Below are 18,495 nucleotides of genomic sequence, written 5' to 3' on the forward strand. Positions count from 1 at the left end.
TGCGTCAGCCTTTCAGTTAGTTGCTATCATTCCAGCCATTCTACTTTAGAGGAACCGATAGACTGAATAACTGATGGACTGACGGACTCTTATGACGACATCTTCTCGGCGGCGTACTGCACCGCGTTGACGATGTTGTGGTAGCCCGTGCAGCGGCACAGGTTGCCCGCAAGCCCGTCGCGAATCTCCGCTTCCGATGGGCTGGGGTTCTTCGACAGCAGGTCGTAGGACATCATAATCATGCCCGGCGTGCAGAAGCCGCACTGCAGACCGTGCTCCTCCCAGAAGCCTTCCTGAACAGCGTGAAGGTCGCCGTTTGCCGCGGCAAGCCCTTCGACGGTCGTAACCTTGCCGCCGTCCGCCTGCACAGCGAACACGGTGCAAGACTTCACGGCGTTTCCATTTAGGATGACCGTGCATGCGCCGCAATTGCTCGTGTCGCAGCCCACATGCGTGCCCGTCATATTGAGCGTTTCACGCAGATACTGCACCAGCAGCAGGCGCGGCTCTACCTCGCTGGTATGTGATGTGCCGTTGACCACTACAGTGATTGACTGACCCATACGAATCCTCCCAAAGAATATGATCAGTGCTATAAACCGGCATTAGAGATTGTTGTAAAAGCAGTCTCAAATGCAATCGGGGAGCGTCGCGCACCCCTGCGGATTTTGGGCGATTATAACAGGATAAAGTACAATGGGCTATACCCGTGAAAACTGACATCGATGGACAAGATGTGCCAGATAGGTAGGATGCGCATGATGGAGACGACTTCACAAATACAATTCATTCGTGTCATTTCGAGCGAAGCGAGAAATCTAAAGTCGGAAACAGGTTTGCATGCGACGATTTCAGATTCCTCACTGCGTTCGGAATGACAACGGTAGGGATTTGTGAAATCGTCTCATGATGGGATAGTTGACTGTCATAGCAGCCGCATGTGCTAGAATCTGTGGTGGATGGGCCTGATTGGGTCTGATTTGGGACTGATTCAAGATAATCGAGAGGAGTTTTGGCTTGAAGGTAGAAGGCGCTTTCACCATTGACGCCGAGCGCGAGCGCGTTTGGGACATGCTGATGACTCCGGAGACGCTCGCCGGCTGCATACCCGGTTGCGAGAGCTTCGAGCCGGTGGACGAGGACACATACAACATCGCGATGCGCGTGGGCGTGGCGGCGGTGCGCGGCAATTACACTGGCAGCGTTACCATTGCCGATAAGCAACACCGCGAATCGTACAGGATGGTCGTGCAGGGCAGAGGCAGAGGCGGCAGCGTGCGCGGCGAAGGCGTGCTGACGCTCTCGGACATCAATGGCGGCACGCAGGTAAGCGTCGTAGGAGACGCGCAGGTTACCGGCGTGGTCGCCCGCGTGGGACAGCGCCTTATGGGCAACGCATCGCGCATGCTGATGAACCAATTCTTCAACTGCCTGAAATCCAAGATAGAAGGATAACAGGGTAAGAAGGATAATGTTCCTTTCCCCCGTGTGGGAAGGTTAGGATGGGAGCGAATAACAGGAAATGTCATATCAATACATCGAAACGCAAGAGATCGGCGGCGTGCTGGTCATCACGATGGACGACGCGCGCACTCGCAACGCCATTGGCGACGAGATGGCGGCGGAGATTAACGCCGAGATAGACCGCTTGGAGGCGTCTTCTACTCTGCGCGCGCTGGTGTTGACCGGACGCGATCCGTCGTTCTGCTCCGGCGCGAATGTGAAGCGCATGAACGAAGCCAACGAAGAGCGCGATGAAGCACCCATCCCGGACGACCGGACGCCCTGGCAACACCTCGAGGAGCAGTGGGAAGCCGCCGCGTCGGGCGAGAGCTACATGGACGGCGTGCGCTTTATGCCGCTGACGCTGCACAACATGCAAAAGCCCACAATCGCCGCTGTGAACGGCTACGCGATGGGGCTTGGAATGGGCATCGCGCTGTCTTGCGACATCCGCATCGCGTCCGAAAACGCGCGTTTCTCGGAAACATTCATCCGGCGCGGTCTCATCCCTGCGGACGGGTCGTGCTGGCAGCTGCCGCGCATGATAGGCATCAGCAACACTTTCATCTTGCAATACACAGGCGACATCGTGGACGCGGACGAGGCGTATCGGCTGGGCATGGTCAGCAAGGTTACGCCGCACGACAGGCTGATGGATGCGACGCTTGAGTTGGCGCAGCGCATCGCGGACGGTCCGACATACTCCATGGCGATGATAAAGCGGCTCGTGCAAAAATCGCTGCATACCGATTTGGAAGAAAGCCTGCGTCTCGCCGGACCCGCGCAGAACATCGCGCGCCGTACCGCCGACCACAAAGAAGGCGTGCGGGCATTCGTGGAAAAGCGCCAACCTCGCTACATCGGCAGGTAGTTTCTACCGCCACAAGCAATTGCCCACAAGCGCCCGCAATCAGACACAATCGCCCACCGTTCGAGACGACTATGCCTGCTGATAACACAACGGTCGAGTTTGCCACCTATCCCAACGAGATGGAGGCGCAGATGGTGGCTCAGCTTCTTCGGGAAAACGGAATCGGCGCATTTGTCCAGCCACTGGGTTTCGGGTATGGCGGCGTAGGCACGTTCCAGTTCATTCCCCACCGCGTACTGGTGTACGAGCACAACCTGGAACGCGCTCAAGGGATTCTTGACGCGGATGCCGATTGGGAAGACGAGGAATAGCGAATAGGCGAAGAATCCTACTACTCTATCTTTGCGCTATTTGGACGCATCCTTGACGGCGCGCATGAACCAGCGGACTGTGGCTTCGAAGGCGCCGGGGAACTCTTGGTAGAACCAGTGCCCACCGCCTTCGAGTTCGGCAAGACGCACTAAAGGCGCGGTGTTCGCAATCGCCTCGCGCATCCGCACGGCGACTTCGTGCGTCAGCAGGTTGCTCTGCCGGCCGCGCACAATCAGCGTGGGCACGGCGACTTTGCCCCATATGTCCCACACGTCGGGGCGCTCGTAGGCGGCGAGCAGTTTGCGGTCGCGCTTCCAGACTCGCCTGCCGCCCGCGGTTTCGCGCGTCATGCATAATGCCTGTTGCAGCAGCATATCGTCCGTGGACTGCGGCTGCCGCAAGCGCAAGCGTTCCACCACCGCGTCGAGCGAGTCCCACTCGTCGGACTCGCTGTTGTAGCGCACAAACATGCTCTGAGAATCCGCATTCACCGCGTCCGGATCGATGTCCACGATGAGCAGCGCGCGGACCAGTTCGGGATGTTCCGCCGCGAATGTAAAGGCATATCGCCCGCCCGCCGAGTGCCCAACTAGCACGAAGTCGCGCAAGCCGAGATGCGCCACCAGCGATTCGAGATCGGAGACATAGTCGCGGTAGCCGTATGCGTCCGGCGTCGTATGCGCGCTGTCGCCGTGTCCGCGATGGTCCAGCGATACAACATGATATTCCGAGCGCATCGCGGCGGCGAATGTATCCCAGCTATGCGCGCAATCCTGCAAGCCATGCAGCAGCACGACTGTTGGGGGATCGGGCGGCGCGTCATCGTTCGGCGCGCCCCAGTCGGCATAGTGCAGGCGCACGCCGTCAGCGGCATTGAAGAACCTGTCGGTGGGCTGCGTGTTCGTGTTAGTCATTGGCAATGCTTTGCTCAGTGGTGAGCTTTTCGATGTTTCAGTCAGCTTGTTAATGTTCTCAGTCGGCTTCTGCCGCTTCCATTCCGATATTAACTTTCGCCTGCTTGTGGAATTGCAAGGTATCAAGCGATACGCCATACTTTGCCAGAATTGCGTCCACGAACGGCTTGAGCACATATTCCGCAAGGTCAAGTCGTACGGCGGCGACTTCGTTCTCGTTTTCCCGATCATAAAACACAGTTATGAATTGGGCGATTTCCTCGCCGTCTCCCAGTGCCTTGCCGTTGTGTATTTCCAGTACTTGGTCGTCTGCCCAATACTTGACAGTAGCCTCTGGCAGCGCGTCAATTTCTTGGGGAACACTTATAGGCTCTGCCATGGTCTCACTACGTATCTCTTTGATAGCCTTCTGTCAGGATAAGCAGTGAGCAACTCGCGAGTATTGCACTCCGATAAACACTACCTTAATCCATTGGTCGAATGTGGGACTCTGCCAACAATGATTATCCTGCGTTGCTCGCTTCTTTCGTGGGTTTCAATCTATTCGTCGTAAGGCTCTTAGATATTATCCACTCCGGCATCACATCAGGGTGGCGTGATGTTACAGCGCTTCCATGACTGCCGCTCTTAGGCAGACGGTCAAACGCTCGCCGTAGCCTGGCATTTTCTCCGTTGTCAGCCATTGACGGAGACCCTGACCGCTAACTCACCCCCACCACTTCCTCATCCACCAGCGACTGCACTTGGTCGTCGGAATAGCCTAGAATGTCGCTTAGCAACTCGCGGGTGTGCTGCCCTACTGTCGGCGCAGAACCCACTACCATCGGCGTGCGGCTGAACTTGATGGACTTGCCGCTGACCCACATCGTGCCTGCGACGGGATCGGGCACTTCCATCAGGATCTCGCGCTCGTGCAGCTGCGGCTCGTTCGCCGCCTGCTCGGTGGTGTTCACCGGCGCGACGGGTATGCTGTGCGCCGAAAGTTCGTCCACCGCCTGCTTCGTGCTGCGCTGCTTGAGCCAATTGCCGATTTCACCTTCGAGCACATCCACATGCTCGGTGCGAGAATCGCGAGTCTCGAAGCGCGGGTCTTCCAGCCATTCGGGATGCCCTAGCGCCTCGCAGGTGCGCGGCCACATGTTGTCGTTGCCGGCGGCAAGTATGACATAGCCGTCGGAAGTTTCGTACATGCCGCCGAATGGCGTACCGCCGCCGCCGACCGCTTCGTCCGGGCGCGTGGTCTCTACGCCGCCGCCGAGATACGCGGAGATGGGGATTTCGTTGACCGTGAAGCCGGTGTCCGCAAGGCAGACTTCGAGCGCTTGTCCTTCCCCTGAAATTTCGCGCTCTCGCAATGCCGCCAGCGCGCCGATGCATGCGTGCAGCGCGGTGATACGGTCGATAAGCGGGAAGTATGTCTTGATTGGCGGAAGGTCGCCGTACCCGGTGAGCGTCATCAAGCCGCCCATCGCCTGCCCGATGGGGTCGAAGCCGACTTTGTCGCGGTTGGGCCCGTATTGCCCATAAGCCGACACGTTAATCATGATGATTTTCGGGTTCAGCTCTTTAATCTTGTCGTAGCCGAAGCCCATGATGTCTATGGTGCCGGGCCGGAAGTTTTGCAAGAGTATGTCGGACACCTTCACGAGGTCGCGCAGTACTTCCTTGCCCTTTTCGGTGCGCAGGTTGATGGCGAGGCTCTTCTTGCCGCTGTTGTACTGCACCCAGTAGGCGGACTGCCCGCGCACGCGGGGCCCGTTCGCACGGCTTTCGTCGCCGCGCACCGACTCCACCTTGATTACCTCGGCACCCATGCGCGCGAACATCAACGCGCAGCGCGGCCCGGCCTGATAGCGTCCCAGATCCAACACTCGTATGCCTTCAAGCGGTGTCTTCAACTTGCCATTTGCAGATGTCATCGGCGTGTCCTTTTCAATTATCAATGGGCTTTGTTTATCAATAGGCTTTGCTGTTGTATGATGCGATTTGGGATAGATAGCCCGTTACGACATGAACTGCCCAACGACGCTCGCAATCACGACTGCCAATATCGCCAAAGCAAGCCAGCGTTGCAAACGTATCTCTGCCTCTAACTTGGCAATATCAGCCTTTGTCGCCAAGTGTTCATAAGCGCCTTCAGGACGGCTGATTCTGTCAGAATCGGTGGTCATCATCGTCCGTCCATTTGCTTCAGGCGCTATTGCGTTGGATTGCCTAGGCGTCTTTGCGGCCCTTACGCGCTATGAAATCCGCGAAGCCTTCTTCGACCGGGGTGGGCGCGAGATATGTCTTCTGAGCTTGCGATTCGTTGTCGTGCATCCAACGCCAGCCCTCGCCGACATCCTCGGTCATCAGCTGCTTGATGCCCTGCACCATGCGGGCGTCGTTGGCGGCGATTAGCTTGGCGATTTCCATCGCCTTAGGCATAAGCTCGTCCACTTCGACGAGATGATTCAGCAAGCCAATCTGATACGCCTCTTCAGGCTCCACCACTTTGGCGCTGAACAGCAGCTCTTTAGCTTTGGGCCAGCCGACCTGCATCGGCAATGTCCAGGTGGAGTTCACGCGGCCGTATGACGCGGCGAGGAAGCGGAATCGCGAGCGATCGCAGCCCACGCGGATGTCGAAGCTGGACGCCATGACCGCGCCGCCGCCGTATGACAGGCCGTTGAGAGCGCCGATGGTAGGCTTCGTGCAGGTGGCGACATGCCAGGAATACTCGGCACGGTTGGGGTCGGGCGGAGGCGGGTTTTCGGCGTCTCGCACCTGTTCGTGGATGTCCGCGCCGGCGGAGAACGCGCGATCGCCCGTGCCGGTGAATATCACCGCCTTGATGTCCGCGTCGGCTTCCATGTCGCCAATGGCGGTGTCAACCTCGCGGTACAGTCGCTTGCTGAGCGCGTTCAGCACTTTCGGCCTGTTCAGCCTTATGACGCCCACGCCCTCCTCTTTGGTAACAACAATGTCTTCGTAGCTCATAGTCAATCCTTCGGCATGTCGATACTGCGGTTTGGCTGTAAGTATAATCTGGCATGCACAAGGGCGTCAAAGCGGTGGGCAATTAATGACAGCCGTTAAATTAGTACGCGGTCTAGTCGAGGGTGATGGCTACGGAGACGCGAGTTTCGTCGCCCACTGCCTTTGTGGTGTGCCCCTGTCCGGTAATGTCTTCGGCGAGCATCATATCGCCGGGTCCCAGCGTATAGACGGTGCCGTCGCCAAGCCCAATCTCCACATTGCCGCGCAGGGTGATGATGTACTGGCGGCGCGGCGCGGGATGCCAGTCGATGAAGTAGCCGACTTCCTGCTTGCGCACCACGATGCTAGTAGCGCCCTGCACCTCAGGCGGGTCGTGGCTCTCGTCCATGTGCGACTGTCCGTCGTCGCCGGTATATAGCCTGTAGAACATGGTTCTTTCCTCCGGTGGTTTCATATCTTTCTATTATCAACGATGCCTCAGCGCGACCAGCACAGGTCAAGATTGCGGCAGTGGGGGTAAGCCTTCAGCGATGGCGGCACGGTTGAGGGCGGAGTCTAGGGTTGCGAGGGGCGCTCGGCGTCTCTTCGCGAGTTCTAAGTAGGTGGCGTCGTAGAATGAGAGACCGTGAGTTCTTGCGAGCGCAAAAGCGGTATCCAAGTCTGATAATTCATCATTTCTGATGGGTAATGTAGTCAAATCACGTAAGAGTTCATCAAGGCGATCCGCAGCGAGGCGCCCACGTCGTTCAGACGAAAGGAGGACATTCCTTACTTCCAAGTGCCATATCGGTGGAACGAAGGGTTCATATTGAGCCATCTGAGTCCATACCGAACTGGTTATGGGATCGACAACTTCGTCTAGAAACCAGTTAAGCGTCAGTGAAGCGTCGATAACTATATCACCTAGAAACGATGTCCCTCGTGGCGCAGGTCCAGAATCTCCTGAGTCGTCATAGTCTTCCCTGTCTTCTGCCAAGTGGCCCGCCTTCGCTCAATTTCGTCCCAAGCTTCTTTTCGCAGCTTGCGCTCTAGTTCGTCGTTCGGCGGCGTCAGGTGTGCGACCTTCTTGCCCTGTCGAGTGATGATTATAGTCTCGCCATTCTCAACACACTTCAGGAGTTCCAGCAACTTGTCATCAGCTTCTGCCGCATGCACGTAGCGTATTAACCTATCCTTTTTTTCATTCTCACTCATATCATCCCCCATCCAGGGCGGCGCGGGCTTTATCGGCGATGGCGGCGTATTCGCCTAACACTTCGTTGCTGAGCAGCACGGTCGGCTTAGATGTATCACGGTAGTCGGGACGCAGTTCCAGGCTGCCTAGGAAGTCCAGCCCTAGTTCGCCCGCAAGCTCCTCACCTGCGCCTCTGCCGAAGATGTCGCCGGAGAAGTTTTCCACGACGCCCAGCACATTCACTTGCAACTTGCGAATCATGTTGATGGAGCGCTTGGCGTCTATCTTGGCGAGTTCCTGCGGCGTGGTAACCACGATGAAACCGTCGAGGTCGAGGTTCTGCATCACGGTAAGCGGCGCGTCCGATGTGCCCGGCGGCAAGTCCACGACTAGGTAGTCCAGCTCACCCCAGTCGGTCGTCTGCAAGAGCTGGTTGATGGCGTTGTGCACCATAGGTCCACGCCAGATGATTGCCTCTTCTTCGTTCTGCTGGAAAAAGCCCATAGACATAATCTTCACGCCGAAACGCTCGGAAGGCAGCATCTTGTTGCCCTCTCCGACTTGCGGACGCTCGGCGACCTTCATCGCGCGCACCACATTAGGGCAGTCAATGTCCACATCCAAGATGCCCACGCTGTACCCCTGGTGCGCGAGAGTGGACGCGAGGTTCACGGCGACGGTCGTCTTGCCCACGCCGCCCTTGCCGGAGTACACGCCAATCTTGCGCCCTATCTGCGCCAGCGCGTCCGCGAGCTGACGCTTCTGCTCGAACTGGCGTTGCATCGCCTGTATGCGCTGGCGTGCCTGAGCCGCCTGCTGCGGGTTCATAGTCATGAGAGTGCCTCAGTCTTTCAGTATCTCGGTATGTCAGTATGTCGGTTCGTCAGTCCGTTAGTGCATCGGGATATTCTCACTGTGCAGTGATTTTCAATTCGTCATTCCTGCTTTCGCAGGAATCGACGATATTGAGACCCTTACGCGCCGCAATATCCCTCTATGGTGTATGGTGAGAATACCGTGCATTGAGCATCTATTGCGTAACCGCCAACAGACTGCGCGAAAGACACTTACGGACTGATTGATAAACTGACTAACTGACAGACTCCCTTAGTCCAACCCCAGCAGCTTCCTGCCCTCGTCGGTAATCTCGTCCGGCGTCCAAGGCGGGTCGAAAACGAGGTCCACGTTGATGTCCTCCAAGCCCTCGATTTCGGCGAGACGCCACTCCGCCTGCTGCGCGATATAGGGACCCATGCCGCAGCCGGCGAAGGTCAGGGTCATCTTCACATCGACATTCTTCTCGACCAGCGCGACATCGCGCACCAGCCCGAGATCGACGATATTCACCGGGATTTCGGGGTCGTACACATCTCGCAGTGCCTCGTACAAATCGTCCAGGGTAACGTCAGTCTTATTCGTCATGGTGCTCCTCCATACTTATGCCATATCAGACAGGCATCCTAGGACGCTATTGTATCACGCCGCCCGTAACCATGTGTTTGCCTGACGGCGCTTTGGACAATTTCCCCTGAGCGGCGTTCATGTGATACCAAAATCCCAATAAATCACCATTTACATACCCCTGTCAGCCCCTCCGAGGAAGGTTAGAATAGTTAGAATAGAAGGAAGGCTAGGATAGGATAGGAGCAAGATACCGCTACTGACACACCACACTTGCACGACCATATCAATTATCCGAACCCCAAACCTGTGAATTCGTCTCACGAGCAAACCGCCCCGGCGCATACGCATACACAAAGGACACGACCATGACAGACAGACCCACAAGCAGCGTCAACCTAGGCTGGCAGGGGGATTTCCAATTCTCATCGCAGGATACACACGGGCACACGGTAACCGTTGACGCGCCGCAAAGCGAAGGCGACGCATTCGACGGCATGATGCCCGGCGACCTGCTGCTGACGAGTCTCGGCAGTTGCAGCGGCATCGATGTGGTGAACATACTGCGAAGGCAGCGCCAAGATGTGACCGGGCTGGAGATAAGCGTCACCGGCGAGCAGCTGCCGGACGCGCCGTGGACATGGGTTGCCATTGAGTTGCAATACACGGTGCGAGGGCGAGGACTGCGCGAATCCGCCGTCCGCCGCGCGATCGAATTATCGGAAGAACGCTATTGTTCGATAGGCGCGACGATAGGAGGACGCGCTGAGATTACGAGCACTTTTACGATTGTGGAAGAGTAGGGACGCGGAGAGTGCCATCCGCCATAAGTGTTTAGATGATTTGTGGTTACTCTTGCCGTCATCCTTAACCTGCCTAACCTGCCCCCGGAGCGGAAATGGGACTTGTGGTGGCATCTGTGCGGCAGTTCGGCGCTGTGTGGTATGATTTGAATCGTTCAAGCAGGCTTTGCCATGCGATTTTTCGACGATTCTGACACTTGCACATATCAGGAGGTTGCCAGTGCCTAATTTGACCGCCGAGCAGTTGGAAGAACTGCGACAGATTCCGACTTGCTCCGTCGCCAACGCCATCGAAACATTCGACGTAATGCCGCGCACGGAAGGCTTTATGCTCCCCGCCGTCAAGTCCATCTTCCCGGAAATGGGACACATGATTGGCTACGCGGTTACTGCCGTTATCACAGCGAATATGCCGCCGAGCGGACACATGAATGTCTCGCGCCTCGATTGGGTCGATGCGATTTTGAGCGTGCCGGAGCCGCGCGTGCTAGTGCTGCAAGACCTCGACTATCCCAATGTCATCGGCTCGTTCTGGGGCGAAGTGCAGGCGAACATCCACGGCGCGCTGGGCTGCGTGGGCACCGTAACCGACGGCGGCGTGCGCGACCTCGACGAAATGCGCGAGCTGGGCTTCAACGCCTTCGCCACCGATGTCCTCGTCTCACACGCGTATGTGCACCTCATCGATGTTGCCGTGCCGGTTACCGTCGGCGGCTTGAAGGTAAACATGGGCGACATTATTCTGGGCGACCAGCACGGCGTGATGAGCATTCCGCACGACATCGCCGCGGATGTGCCGGCTGCCGTCAAGCGCGTGGAAGACCGCGAGCGCGAGATGATTAGCCTGTGCCAGTCCGAAGACTTCAGCGTAGAAAAGCTGAAGGACCAACTCCGCAAAATGTACGGCGGATAAGCGAATGTCTCGCGCCGCCGACGGTTCGACGACAGCAGTGTTCAAGTAGTCTGGAGTACGATATGCAGGGCGCAAAGGTAGTCTTTCTTCACGGGCTGCGGCCGGAGATTGTGGATGTCATAACGCAGTACACGCCTGACGGCTGGACGACCGAGCTCGCGACCGCCGCCACTCCCATCGACGAGCAGAAGGCGATGGTCGAAGACGCCGATTTTCTGCTGGTCTATGGCGCGCGCCTTCACGACGATGTGCTGCGCGCCGCCGAGAATGCGCGGCTGGTGCAGCTGCTCGCGGCAGGCTATGACAGCATGAATCTGCCACTCATGGCAGCGCTCGAAGTGCCGTGCGCGAACAACGGCGGCGCAAATTCGTGGGCTGTAGCCGACCACGCTCTCTTGCTGATGTTGGCGCTGTACAAGCAGCTGATGCCCGTCGAACCCGCCACGCGCGAAGGTCGTTGGAACGCGCCGATTACCGGCAGCAACACCTTCGAGATGGCAGACAAGCTCGTGGGCGTGCTGGGCATCGGCAACATCGGGCGGCAGGTCGCGCGGCGCGTGCAGGGCTTCGACGCGCAGGTGCAGTACTACGACCCGTACCCTCTGGACGAAGAGCGCGAGCGCGAACTCGATGTGCGCCGTGTCTCGCTCGACGAACTGTTCCGCACATCGGACATCGTAACCTGCCACGCGCCGCTCACGCCGCAGACGCACCACATCGTCAACCGCGAGCGCCTCGCCATGATGAAGCCCACAGCCGTGCTAATCAACACCGCGCGCGGTCCCGTAGTGGACGAATCCGCGCTGATAGATGCACTCCAAAATGGCGTCATCGCCGGCGCAGGCTTGGATGTGTTCGAGCAAGAGCCGGTCGATCCCGACAACCCGCTGCTGCGAATGGACAATGTCGTGGTAACGCCGCACATGGCAGGCACCACTTGGAACACTTGGTTCCGCCGCGCCCAATTCGGCTACGAAAACATGCAGCGAGTCTGGAACGGCGAAGCCCCACAGTCCATAGCCCGCGACTTCGACTAGTTGTCAGGTGTCAGTAGTCAGGGGTTGCAAATTGTACCCAAACTGACAACTGATAACTACGCTTATCAAGCATTTAAGCTAGCAAGGCATTAGCGGGAAGGGCAACGATATGACACTGATTGCAGAGCGAACGGCTCGGCTGAAAGCGGAACGCGAGAACGAACAGGAGTGGCGGCGCGAGATGCTGGAACGGCTAGGGCAACTGGAAGCGCGGCAGGATGCAGGGCTTGACCGCGTGGAAGGCAATCAACGCTGGATTATCGGGCTGCACAGCGTCACGATTGGCGCGATTTTCGCAGCAGCGGTGTTGTTCTAAATCATCGCTCACCAGCCCTAGCAAAACCCTATGCTTACGCAAGGTCAAAATTGCCCCGCTAAACGCCTTATAATTCCAAAGCTACAACCAACAATGCAACCACCCGAAGGGAGCAAATCGTGGAACCAGTCATAAAGAACTACGAAGGCTTGGAAAACCCAATCTTGGGTCCCGAAGACGGTGTGCCCAACTATGTGATGCTGTATGTGCAGCACCCGCCGGGAGGCACCAGCCCCGGGCACATCCACGAGTGGGAGCACCAGGCGTTCATCACCGAAGGCGAGGGCGTGCTGTGGGTAGAGGGCACTGAATACCCTATCAAGAAGGGCGACGCAGTGCTCGTGCCGCCCAATGTGAACCACCAGTTCCGAAACACGGGGGACAGTACGCTGAGCAGGGTTACGGTCAATCCGCTGAACTCAGTGGAATAGCCCTTCACGCGATGCCGGCGGCGATGTCGAACGCTGTGTTACGACATTACCGCCGGCTTTCGTTTTAACCAGATTTCGTTTTCAGGCTGACGGGAGGACGAATTATGCCACGAATGAGCGGCGCGCAGGCTCTTGCGCGGCAACTGCGATCCGAAGGCGTCGATGCCATATTCACCTTGCCGGGCGTGCAGATAATGGCGGCGTTCGACGCCCTATACGACCTGCGCGACGACATCCAACTCGTGCATACGCGCCACGAGCAGGCGACCACATACATGGCTGACGGCTACTCCAAGGCAACGGGCAAAGTGGGCGTGGCGATGGTCGTGCCCGGTCCCGGCGCGCTCAACGCCACCGCCGGTCTTGGCACGGCGTTCGCAAGCTCCTCGCCCGTGCTGCTCGTATCAGGACAGATTGCCAGTAACACACTCGGCAAGCGGCAGGGGCAGCTCCACGAAGTCGAAGACCAGCTCGATGTGTTCAAGCCCATCACCAAGTGGAATCACCGCGTAACCGAAGTCGGCGAGATACCGGAGGCTGTGCACGAGGCGTTCCGCCAGCTGACGACAGGACGCCCGCGACCTGTCGAACTAGAGGTGCCGCCGGACACTCTCGCCGCTATGGGCGACGCGGACATCATCGAACCGGAAGTCTATCCGTCCGACGCCGCCGACGCGGACGCCATACGGCGCGCAGCCGAAGTCTTGGCGCGCGCGGAACGACCGGCGATAATCGCCGGTGGCGGCACAATCATATCCGGCGCGGCAGATGAACTCCGCGAGGTCGCAGAGTTTCTGCAAGCGTCCGTAATGACCACGCAGCAAGGCAAAGGCGCGCTGCCGAACGACCACGACCTGATGGTTGGCGTGAACTACGCGCTCGTCGAGCCTGTGAAGCATGTGCTGCCGGACTGCGACGCGCTGCTCGCGGTAGGCACGCGCCTGCTATTCAGGGCATTCGAGCCAGACAGCATCCCGCCCATCGTCCACATAGACGCGGACGCCACCGAAATCGGCAAGAACCTGCCGACCGAAGTGGGCATAGTGGGTGACGCCAAGCAGGCATTGCGCCAACTGCTAGAAAGCCTGCGAGCAATCAGCGCGCCAAAGGAATCGCGCAGCCAAGAGATTGCAGGATACAGGCAGTCCGCAGACAACGACCTAGACGAACTCGCTTCCGACCAGTTGCAGATAATCCAAGACATACGCGGTGCGCTTGACGACGACGACATTCTGGTAAGCGGCATGACGAACATCGGCTACTGGAGCCATGTCGCCTATCCGGTGAACACGCCGCGCACCTACCTAACATCGTCATACTTCGGCACACTCGGCTATGCCTATCCGACCGCGCTCGGCGCGAAAGTAGGCATGCCCGACAAGCGCGTAGTCGCGCTGTGCGGAGACGGCGGCTTCATGTACAACATACAGGAGCTTTCCACAGCCGCGCGATACGGCATCAACGCCGTGGCAGTCGTCTTCAACAACCACGCATACGGCGCATCCATGTGGGACCAAACGCACCAGTACGGAGAACGCTTCATCGGCACAGACCTAAACAACCCGGATTTTCTGAAAGTAGCCGAAGCGTTCGGCGTAACCGGCATGAAAGCCGACCCCGCCAACATAGGCGAAGCCCTACACCAAGCCCTACAAGCCAACGCGCCCGTCCTGCTCGAAGTCGAACTGCCCAACATGATGCCGCCCTTCCAGATAGTGCGGTAGGGCAGGACTGCCGCGCCATTAGCGCCTAAAACGCGTCGTCCTCCGCCGCTATCCGCTCGAAGTCCGCATGCGTATAAGTCCCCAGGCTGCGGAAGTTTAGCTCGGTGTAATTCTTGATCCAGCGCAATGACACCTTGAACGCCTTGTTGTAGCGATCTTCTTGTTCTTGGTAGGCGGCATGCGCGGCTTCGTCGCCTGCCGGTATGACCGCTTCGCGGCGCTTTAGGATGTCCGCGAGTTCGTCCTGCATGAACTTCTTGGCTAGGACGAGGTCGTGCGCCTGCTCGGTGTCTTCGCATACCGCGCCGTGGATGATGCGCTGCCCCATCTGCGCCACTGAGATGCGCCCCGTGGCTAAGTCCTCCATCAGCGCCGGATGCGCGCCGGGCTTGCCTTCTAGGCTGTCGATGCCCTTTGCGCCGCGTCCCTGCAGCCAACCCTCGACATACTCAATTATCATCCGCGCGTTTCGCCGCGAACCTTCGGCGGTGATGGGACCTTCCGGCCGTTCGATGCTCACCGGGTAGTTGTCCGGGTCAAGCATATCTTCGCTGGGCTGCCAGTCGTCGGTGATATACTCCTTGAACGGGTCGCTCGCCGTCTTCATGTGGAAAATGTGTGCCACCCAGCCGCGCAGGAAGCCTTGCTGTGCCTCCCACACCTTGTCGGCGCGAATCGATGCGGCGGCGATTTCATTCACCTCGTTGTCGCGGCTCGGCAGCGCCGTCGCCATGCCTCCGATGGGCACCGCGCCGCGCCTGAGACACACCGCCACCAGACGACGGAATATGTTCGCCATGAAGTCGGTCGTCTTGATGTCCACGCCGAACCTGTCAGGCCAAACCATATCAGGGTCGTTCATGATGTATTCTAGTATGCTCGCCTTCAAGTCCCAGCGCGCCGCATTCAGACCTGCCGCGTATGGACCGAGTTCGTGCATCAGGTCGTCCATGATATACACTGCCGGCAGCGATTCCACGAGGAAAATCCCGCGTATCACGGCATCGTCCGGGTATCCCAGATGCTCGCTGCTGAACGCGAAGAAGTCGCGGTAGAGCGCCGCCTCTTCGACCAGTTCAGTCTTCGGCAGGTAGAAATACAAGCCCTGTCCGCGCTCGACCTGCGCCTTGCCGCCGTAAGCGAATGTGAGCGCCATACCCAATAGAGTCGCGGGTATCGGCTTACCGTCCACGGTGAAATCGGCTTCGTCGAGATGCCAGCCGCGCTCGCGGTGCATGAAGAATGGCGTGTCGCCGTCCGCGATGGTATATGTGCGGTCACGCACCGGGTTGTGGAACGACAGCGTGCGCTCCGTGATGCCGAGCCGGTTGCGCGCCGCGCTCAGCGTGTCCACAAGGCGATGTCCGCCGGAGTCCTCGTCATCGTCTAGGTAGCCAACCGCGCGCTCGCCTTCCGGACCGGGGTTGACCGCGTTTATCGCCATGTTCGTGATGGAAACAGGCCCCGAAATCTCGATGCCGGGCACACGCAGGTCGTCCGGAACTTCCGGCACTTGCCAGTCGCCGCCCGCCGCGGAATCGGGCAGGAATGTGGGCATAATGCCCTCGTCGAGCGCCTTGCGAAGCAGTGCCTCTCGCTTGTCGCGCACTTCCTGCACACGGTCGGCGAACCTGTCATACGCAGCCACGACATAATCGAGAAATGCGGGTGTCAGCAGGTCTTCCGCGCCTTCGACGCCGGCGTAACTAACCCTGCTGCTTGCTGTGCTTACCATTGGATTCTCCTATTGATGGACCGGATTCTGTGATGGGAATATCTGCCCGGACTAGCGCGGCAGACCATTGTTGGCTATCCATTTCGTTCCGAGATTTCGTCCTGCCGTGCGTCGCTCACCGCTTTGGCGACGGGCAGGCACAATGTTAGTGTTCAGTGCTTATTGGATGATTTCGTCCGGCGTCGGTTCCAGAATAAGATCCGAGATTGCGAAGCCGGCGGCGACTTTCATGTGTGTGGTGATGCGGTCGGCATCGCACCTTCCATGCCGAGCTTACCCAGATTGCGGGCGTGCAAATCCAGCGCCATTCCGTCGTAATCCATACACACTCCTTTGCCGCGTTTGCCGTCGCGCGGACTCGGCGCGTTAAGTTTATTCCCGCGCACAAGGTTAGTCAAATATATGCACGAGGCAACAGGAGTGGTGGCGCAGACAGCTCCCCACCTCACGGCTGACAGGGGTATGTAAAGTTCCTTCCCCATGAGGGGGAAGGTTAGGATGGGGGCGAAAATCGTTGCCCACCAACCATATCGCTTCCTGCAAGTGCTTGAAATCCTAGGTTATGTGGACATTTGCCCAGATACGCTTATTATGTCATTCCGAATGTAGTTTTCTCTGTCATTCCGAACGCAGTGAGGAATCTAAACTCCCTGACTACAAATAGCCCTGTCTTGCAAATAGCCCTGTCTTGCAAATAGCCCTGTCTTGCCACGAGAATTTCAGATTCTTCACTTCGCTGCGCTGCGTTCAGAATGACGGAATGAGTAGGTCTTGTAAGGAAACAAATCAACCGCAAATGCCCCCTACATCGAAAGTCCATCAATGAACTGCGCGCCGGGAATCTTAGCAATATCTTGTGGCGCAATCTGTATTTTGGATGAGCGGCTGCCGGAGCCTAGGATGATGGACTCCTGAGACAGCAACTTCTCATCCGCGTAAACAGGCAAATCGTCGGGCAGCGCAAACGCGGTTACGCCGCCAATCATCATGCCGGTCAGTTCCTTCGTCTCGTCTGCCGACGCGAAAGACGCGCGCGATACGCCCATCAGCCGCTTGACCGTCTTGTTCACATCCAGCCGCGCCGACCCCTGTACGATGCAGGCGCAGAACTTCTTCGCGCCGCGCTTGGACGCCACGATGATAGTATTGCCGCTGCCTTTGAGCGTGTAGCCATACTTCTCGCAAAACTCGGCAGTATCCGCAAAATCCGGATCAATGCGAATAACCTCATGCTCAATGCCAAGCCGCTCAAGCGTGGCAACCACGCGGGATTCTATGTCGGTGTCGGTCATAGTCATAATCTGCGTTGAACCTCCATAAGATTGCAAGATTGCGTGAATAATATAGCGTCTTGCGGATGCTGGGGCAAACTGAAAGCAAGCGGCTTACGCTGAAACCAGCCGTTCCGCTAGTGCGAGCGCGTCGATGGGCCAGAAAACATCGGGACGCGGCTTGAACACATGCGGCTGCTCGGCGTGCGGCCGGCAGTTCAGCACGGCGTCGCTCCATTGCGCGGGAACGGCTTCGCGTCCATATACCGCGCCCATCAGCGCGCCGCATATCGCCGCTGTGGTATCGGTGTCGTCACCGAGCATCACGGTATCCACTACGCCCGCTTCCAAACTGTCCACATTGAGCAGCTGCCAAAATGCGTTGTGCAGCGCGACAAGCACCCACAGCCGCAATGGGATGTTGAACGGTTTATCGGACGCGCCTATATCGGTGGGATAGAACGGTTTGCGGTCCCTCGCATGCCGGAGAGCGTCAATCACGCTGTCGGCAATCCCGCTTTCCGCCGCCCAGTCGATAATCCAGCGATGAAGCGCCGCGCCGTCGCAGCCCGTGCGGATGGCGTGCGCTATGGATACGGTGAACACCGCTACGGAGTCCTGGCAAACGGGATGAATATGCGTGAGCCTCGAATCTTGCCTCGCCCAGTCCGCGACTTGCGTCGGGTCGTGGTTGACGCCGAATATACCCAAGGGGCTAATCCGCATAAGCCCGCCGTTGGATTGGCTGTCGGGGTCTAGGTATCCGCGCTCCAACGCCTTCTGCGCGGTTGGTCCGTAGCCGAATGCGGGCGAGTTCCACCAGAACTTGTAGGCGTCCAGCACGGCGTCCGCGTCGAACTTGCCCTGTTCCGCAAGCGTGCGCGCCAGCATTATCGCCATCTCGCCGTCGTCGGTCAGCTGAGCGAGCGCAGGCTGTGCATCGTTCATGCCAAGCGGCAACAAAGCCGTCTTGCCGTCGGATATGATCGTAAGTCCGTCGGGATACAGTTGCCTGAGGTCGTCCGACTGCATGCCCTCAACCGGCATGCCGAGCATTTCGCCCTCGAACTGTCCGAGTAAGCATCCTTGCGCGCGGGCAAGGATTTCGGGA

21 protein-coding genes are annotated in these 18,495 nt (G+C 58.2%); 9 read left to right on the top strand and 12 right to left on the bottom strand.

Going from position 1 to position 18,495, the window contains the following annotated elements; genetic code table 11:
• Positions 1-89: 89 nt before the first annotated feature.
• Entirely contained in the window at positions 90-563 is a 474-nt protein-coding gene (locus tag F4X57_06020) for a (2Fe-2S)-binding protein (protein MYC06710.1), read from the bottom strand.
• Between the two features lie 433 nt (positions 564-996).
• On the opposite strand from F4X57_06020, the gene F4X57_06025 reads away from it, so the two are divergent.
• The 3 genes from F4X57_06025 (at position 997) to F4X57_06035 (ending at position 2,685) form a co-directional block, all read left to right on the top strand.
• Positions 997-1,455 carry a carbon monoxide dehydrogenase subunit G gene (locus tag F4X57_06025; protein MYC06711.1) on the top strand — a complete coding sequence of 153 codons (459 nt, stop codon included), beginning with the start codon at positions 997-999 and terminating at the stop codon, positions 1,453-1,455.
• A 67-nt stretch (positions 1,456-1,522) separates the two neighbouring features.
• Positions 1,523-2,374 carry an enoyl-CoA hydratase gene (locus tag F4X57_06030; protein MYC06712.1) on the top strand — a complete coding sequence of 284 codons (852 nt, stop codon included), beginning with the start codon at positions 1,523-1,525 and terminating at the stop codon, positions 2,372-2,374.
• 71 nt (positions 2,375-2,445) lie between these two features.
• On the top strand, positions 2,446-2,685 hold the full coding sequence (locus F4X57_06035) for a DUF2007 domain-containing protein (protein ID MYC06713.1): 240 nt from the start codon (positions 2,446-2,448) through the stop codon (positions 2,683-2,685).
• Between the two features lie 36 nt (positions 2,686-2,721).
• Here the strand turns inward: F4X57_06035 and F4X57_06040 are convergent, their stop codons facing one another.
• The 8 genes from F4X57_06040 to F4X57_06075 all read right to left on the bottom strand — a co-directional run bounded on the left by F4X57_06040 (position 2,722) and on the right by F4X57_06075 (position 9,175).
• Entirely contained in the window at positions 2,722-3,831 is a 1,110-nt protein-coding gene (locus tag F4X57_06040) for an alpha/beta hydrolase (GenBank protein ID MYC06714.1), read from the bottom strand.
• Between the two features lie 470 nt (positions 3,832-4,301).
• A complete protein-coding gene (locus F4X57_06045; protein ID MYC06715.1) occupies positions 4,302-5,519 on the bottom strand; it encodes a CoA transferase in 1,218 nt (405 codons plus the stop codon).
• Positions 5,520-5,814: 295 nt separating this feature from the next.
• Positions 5,815-6,579, bottom strand: coding sequence for an enoyl-CoA hydratase/isomerase family protein (locus tag F4X57_06050; GenBank protein ID MYC06716.1), 765 nt, complete (start codon positions 6,577-6,579; stop codon positions 5,815-5,817).
• Between the two features lie 112 nt (positions 6,580-6,691).
• A complete protein-coding gene (locus F4X57_06055) occupies positions 6,692-7,009 on the bottom strand; it encodes a hypothetical protein (GenBank protein ID MYC06717.1) in 318 nt (105 codons plus the stop codon).
• A 66-nt stretch (positions 7,010-7,075) separates the two neighbouring features.
• Positions 7,076-7,555: a type II toxin-antitoxin system VapC family toxin gene (locus F4X57_06060; GenBank protein ID MYC06718.1), complete on the bottom strand. Its 480-nt coding sequence runs from the start codon at positions 7,553-7,555 to the stop codon at positions 7,076-7,078.
• A complete protein-coding gene (locus F4X57_06065) occupies positions 7,483-7,785 on the bottom strand; it encodes a prevent-host-death family protein (protein ID MYC06719.1) in 303 nt (100 codons plus the stop codon). Before F4X57_06065 ends, F4X57_06060 begins: the two co-directional genes overlap by 73 nt.
• A complete protein-coding gene (locus F4X57_06070) occupies positions 7,775-8,587 on the bottom strand; it encodes an Mrp/NBP35 family ATP-binding protein (GenBank protein MYC06720.1) in 813 nt (270 codons plus the stop codon). The genes F4X57_06065 and F4X57_06070 overlap by 11 nt, the downstream gene beginning before the upstream one ends.
• 273 nt (positions 8,588-8,860) lie before the next feature.
• Complete coding sequence (locus F4X57_06075; protein MYC06721.1) at positions 8,861-9,175, bottom strand: metal-sulfur cluster assembly factor; 315 nt, start codon at positions 9,173-9,175, stop codon at positions 8,861-8,863.
• Between the two features lie 347 nt (positions 9,176-9,522).
• On the opposite strand from F4X57_06075, the gene F4X57_06080 reads away from it, so the two are divergent.
• The 6 genes from F4X57_06080 to F4X57_06105 all read left to right on the top strand — a co-directional run bounded on the left by F4X57_06080 (position 9,523) and on the right by F4X57_06105 (position 14,378).
• The gene (locus F4X57_06080) at positions 9,523-9,957 is read left to right on the top strand and encodes an OsmC family protein (GenBank protein MYC06722.1); all 435 of its coding nucleotides are present in this window, start codon (positions 9,523-9,525) and stop codon (positions 9,955-9,957) included.
• 220 nt (positions 9,958-10,177) lie between these two features.
• Positions 10,178-10,870, top strand: coding sequence for an RraA family protein (locus F4X57_06085; protein ID MYC06723.1), 693 nt, complete (start codon positions 10,178-10,180; stop codon positions 10,868-10,870).
• A 62-nt stretch (positions 10,871-10,932) separates the two neighbouring features.
• Positions 10,933-11,907 carry a lactate dehydrogenase gene (locus F4X57_06090; protein ID MYC06724.1) on the top strand — a complete coding sequence of 325 codons (975 nt, stop codon included), beginning with the start codon at positions 10,933-10,935 and terminating at the stop codon, positions 11,905-11,907.
• A gap of 109 nt (positions 11,908-12,016) precedes the next feature.
• Positions 12,017-12,223: a hypothetical protein gene (locus tag F4X57_06095; GenBank protein MYC06725.1), complete on the top strand. Its 207-nt coding sequence runs from the start codon at positions 12,017-12,019 to the stop codon at positions 12,221-12,223.
• Positions 12,224-12,342: 119 nt separating this feature from the next.
• Positions 12,343-12,654, top strand: a complete 312-nt coding sequence (locus tag F4X57_06100; protein MYC06726.1) for a cupin domain-containing protein — start codon at positions 12,343-12,345, stop codon at positions 12,652-12,654.
• A 104-nt stretch (positions 12,655-12,758) separates the two neighbouring features.
• A complete protein-coding gene (locus tag F4X57_06105) occupies positions 12,759-14,378 on the top strand; it encodes a thiamine pyrophosphate-binding protein (protein MYC06727.1) in 1,620 nt (539 codons plus the stop codon).
• Between the two features lie 25 nt (positions 14,379-14,403).
• On the opposite strand, the gene F4X57_06110 is transcribed toward F4X57_06105, so the two are convergent.
• The 3 genes from F4X57_06110 to F4X57_06120 form a co-directional block, all read right to left on the bottom strand.
• A complete protein-coding gene (locus F4X57_06110) occupies positions 14,404-16,113 on the bottom strand; it encodes a hypothetical protein (GenBank protein MYC06728.1) in 1,710 nt (569 codons plus the stop codon).
• 803 nt (positions 16,114-16,916) lie between these two features.
• Positions 16,917-17,411 (bottom strand): hypothetical protein, encoded by a 495-nt coding sequence (locus F4X57_06115; GenBank protein ID MYC06729.1) that lies wholly within the window; start codon positions 17,409-17,411, stop codon positions 16,917-16,919.
• An 87-nt stretch (positions 17,412-17,498) separates the two neighbouring features.
• Positions 17,499-18,440, bottom strand: coding sequence for an ADP-ribosylglycohydrolase family protein (locus F4X57_06120; GenBank protein ID MYC06730.1), 942 nt, complete (start codon positions 18,438-18,440; stop codon positions 17,499-17,501).
• Between the last annotated feature and the right edge of the window lie 55 nt (positions 18,441-18,495).

The sequence above is a fragment of the Chloroflexota bacterium genome (genome assembly GCA_009840355.1).
Taxonomy (GTDB): domain Bacteria; phylum Chloroflexota; class Dehalococcoidia; order Lucifugimonadales; family JADFKI01; genus Bin90.

What these genes read in the sequence shown, in the direction of transcription:
- F4X57_06065 (MYC06719.1), bottom strand. Translation starts at nt 7,785, where the DNA reads ATGGGGGATGATATGAGTGAGAATGAAAAAAAGGATAGGTTAATACGC.
- F4X57_06090 (MYC06724.1), top strand. Translation starts at nt 10,933, where the DNA reads ATGCAGGGCGCAAAGGTAGTCTTTCTTCACGGGCTGCGGCCGGAGATT.
- F4X57_06095 (MYC06725.1), top strand. Translation starts at nt 12,017, where the DNA reads ATGACACTGATTGCAGAGCGAACGGCTCGGCTGAAAGCGGAACGCGAG.
- F4X57_06045 (MYC06715.1), bottom strand. Translation starts at nt 5,519, where the DNA reads ATGACATCTGCAAATGGCAAGTTGAAGACACCGCTTGAAGGCATACGA.
- F4X57_06050 (MYC06716.1), bottom strand. Translation starts at nt 6,579, where the DNA reads ATGAGCTACGAAGACATTGTTGTTACCAAAGAGGAGGGCGTGGGCGTC.
- F4X57_06075 (MYC06721.1), bottom strand. Translation starts at nt 9,175, where the DNA reads ATGACGAATAAGACTGACGTTACCCTGGACGATTTGTACGAGGCACTG.
- F4X57_06115 (MYC06729.1), bottom strand. Translation starts at nt 17,411, where the DNA reads ATGACTATGACCGACACCGACATAGAATCCCGCGTGGTTGCCACGCTT.
- F4X57_06055 (MYC06717.1), bottom strand. Translation starts at nt 7,009, where the DNA reads ATGTTCTACAGGCTATATACCGGCGACGACGGACAGTCGCACATGGAC.
- F4X57_06035 (MYC06713.1), top strand. Translation starts at nt 2,446, where the DNA reads ATGCCTGCTGATAACACAACGGTCGAGTTTGCCACCTATCCCAACGAG.
- F4X57_06020 (MYC06710.1), bottom strand. Translation starts at nt 563, where the DNA reads ATGGGTCAGTCAATCACTGTAGTGGTCAACGGCACATCACATACCAGC.
- F4X57_06110 (MYC06728.1), bottom strand. Translation starts at nt 16,113, where the DNA reads ATGGTAAGCACAGCAAGCAGCAGGGTTAGTTACGCCGGCGTCGAAGGC.
- F4X57_06105 (MYC06727.1), top strand. Translation starts at nt 12,759, where the DNA reads ATGCCACGAATGAGCGGCGCGCAGGCTCTTGCGCGGCAACTGCGATCC.
- F4X57_06030 (MYC06712.1), top strand. Translation starts at nt 1,523, where the DNA reads ATGTCATATCAATACATCGAAACGCAAGAGATCGGCGGCGTGCTGGTC.
- F4X57_06120 (MYC06730.1), bottom strand. Translation starts at nt 18,440, where the DNA reads ATGCTCGGCATGCCGGTTGAGGGCATGCAGTCGGACGACCTCAGGCAA.
- F4X57_06040 (MYC06714.1), bottom strand. Translation starts at nt 3,831, where the DNA reads ATGATCGGGAAAACGAGAACGAAGTCGCCGCCGTACGACTTGACCTTG.
- F4X57_06080 (MYC06722.1), top strand. Translation starts at nt 9,523, where the DNA reads ATGACAGACAGACCCACAAGCAGCGTCAACCTAGGCTGGCAGGGGGAT.
- F4X57_06070 (MYC06720.1), bottom strand. Translation starts at nt 8,587, where the DNA reads ATGACTATGAACCCGCAGCAGGCGGCTCAGGCACGCCAGCGCATACAG.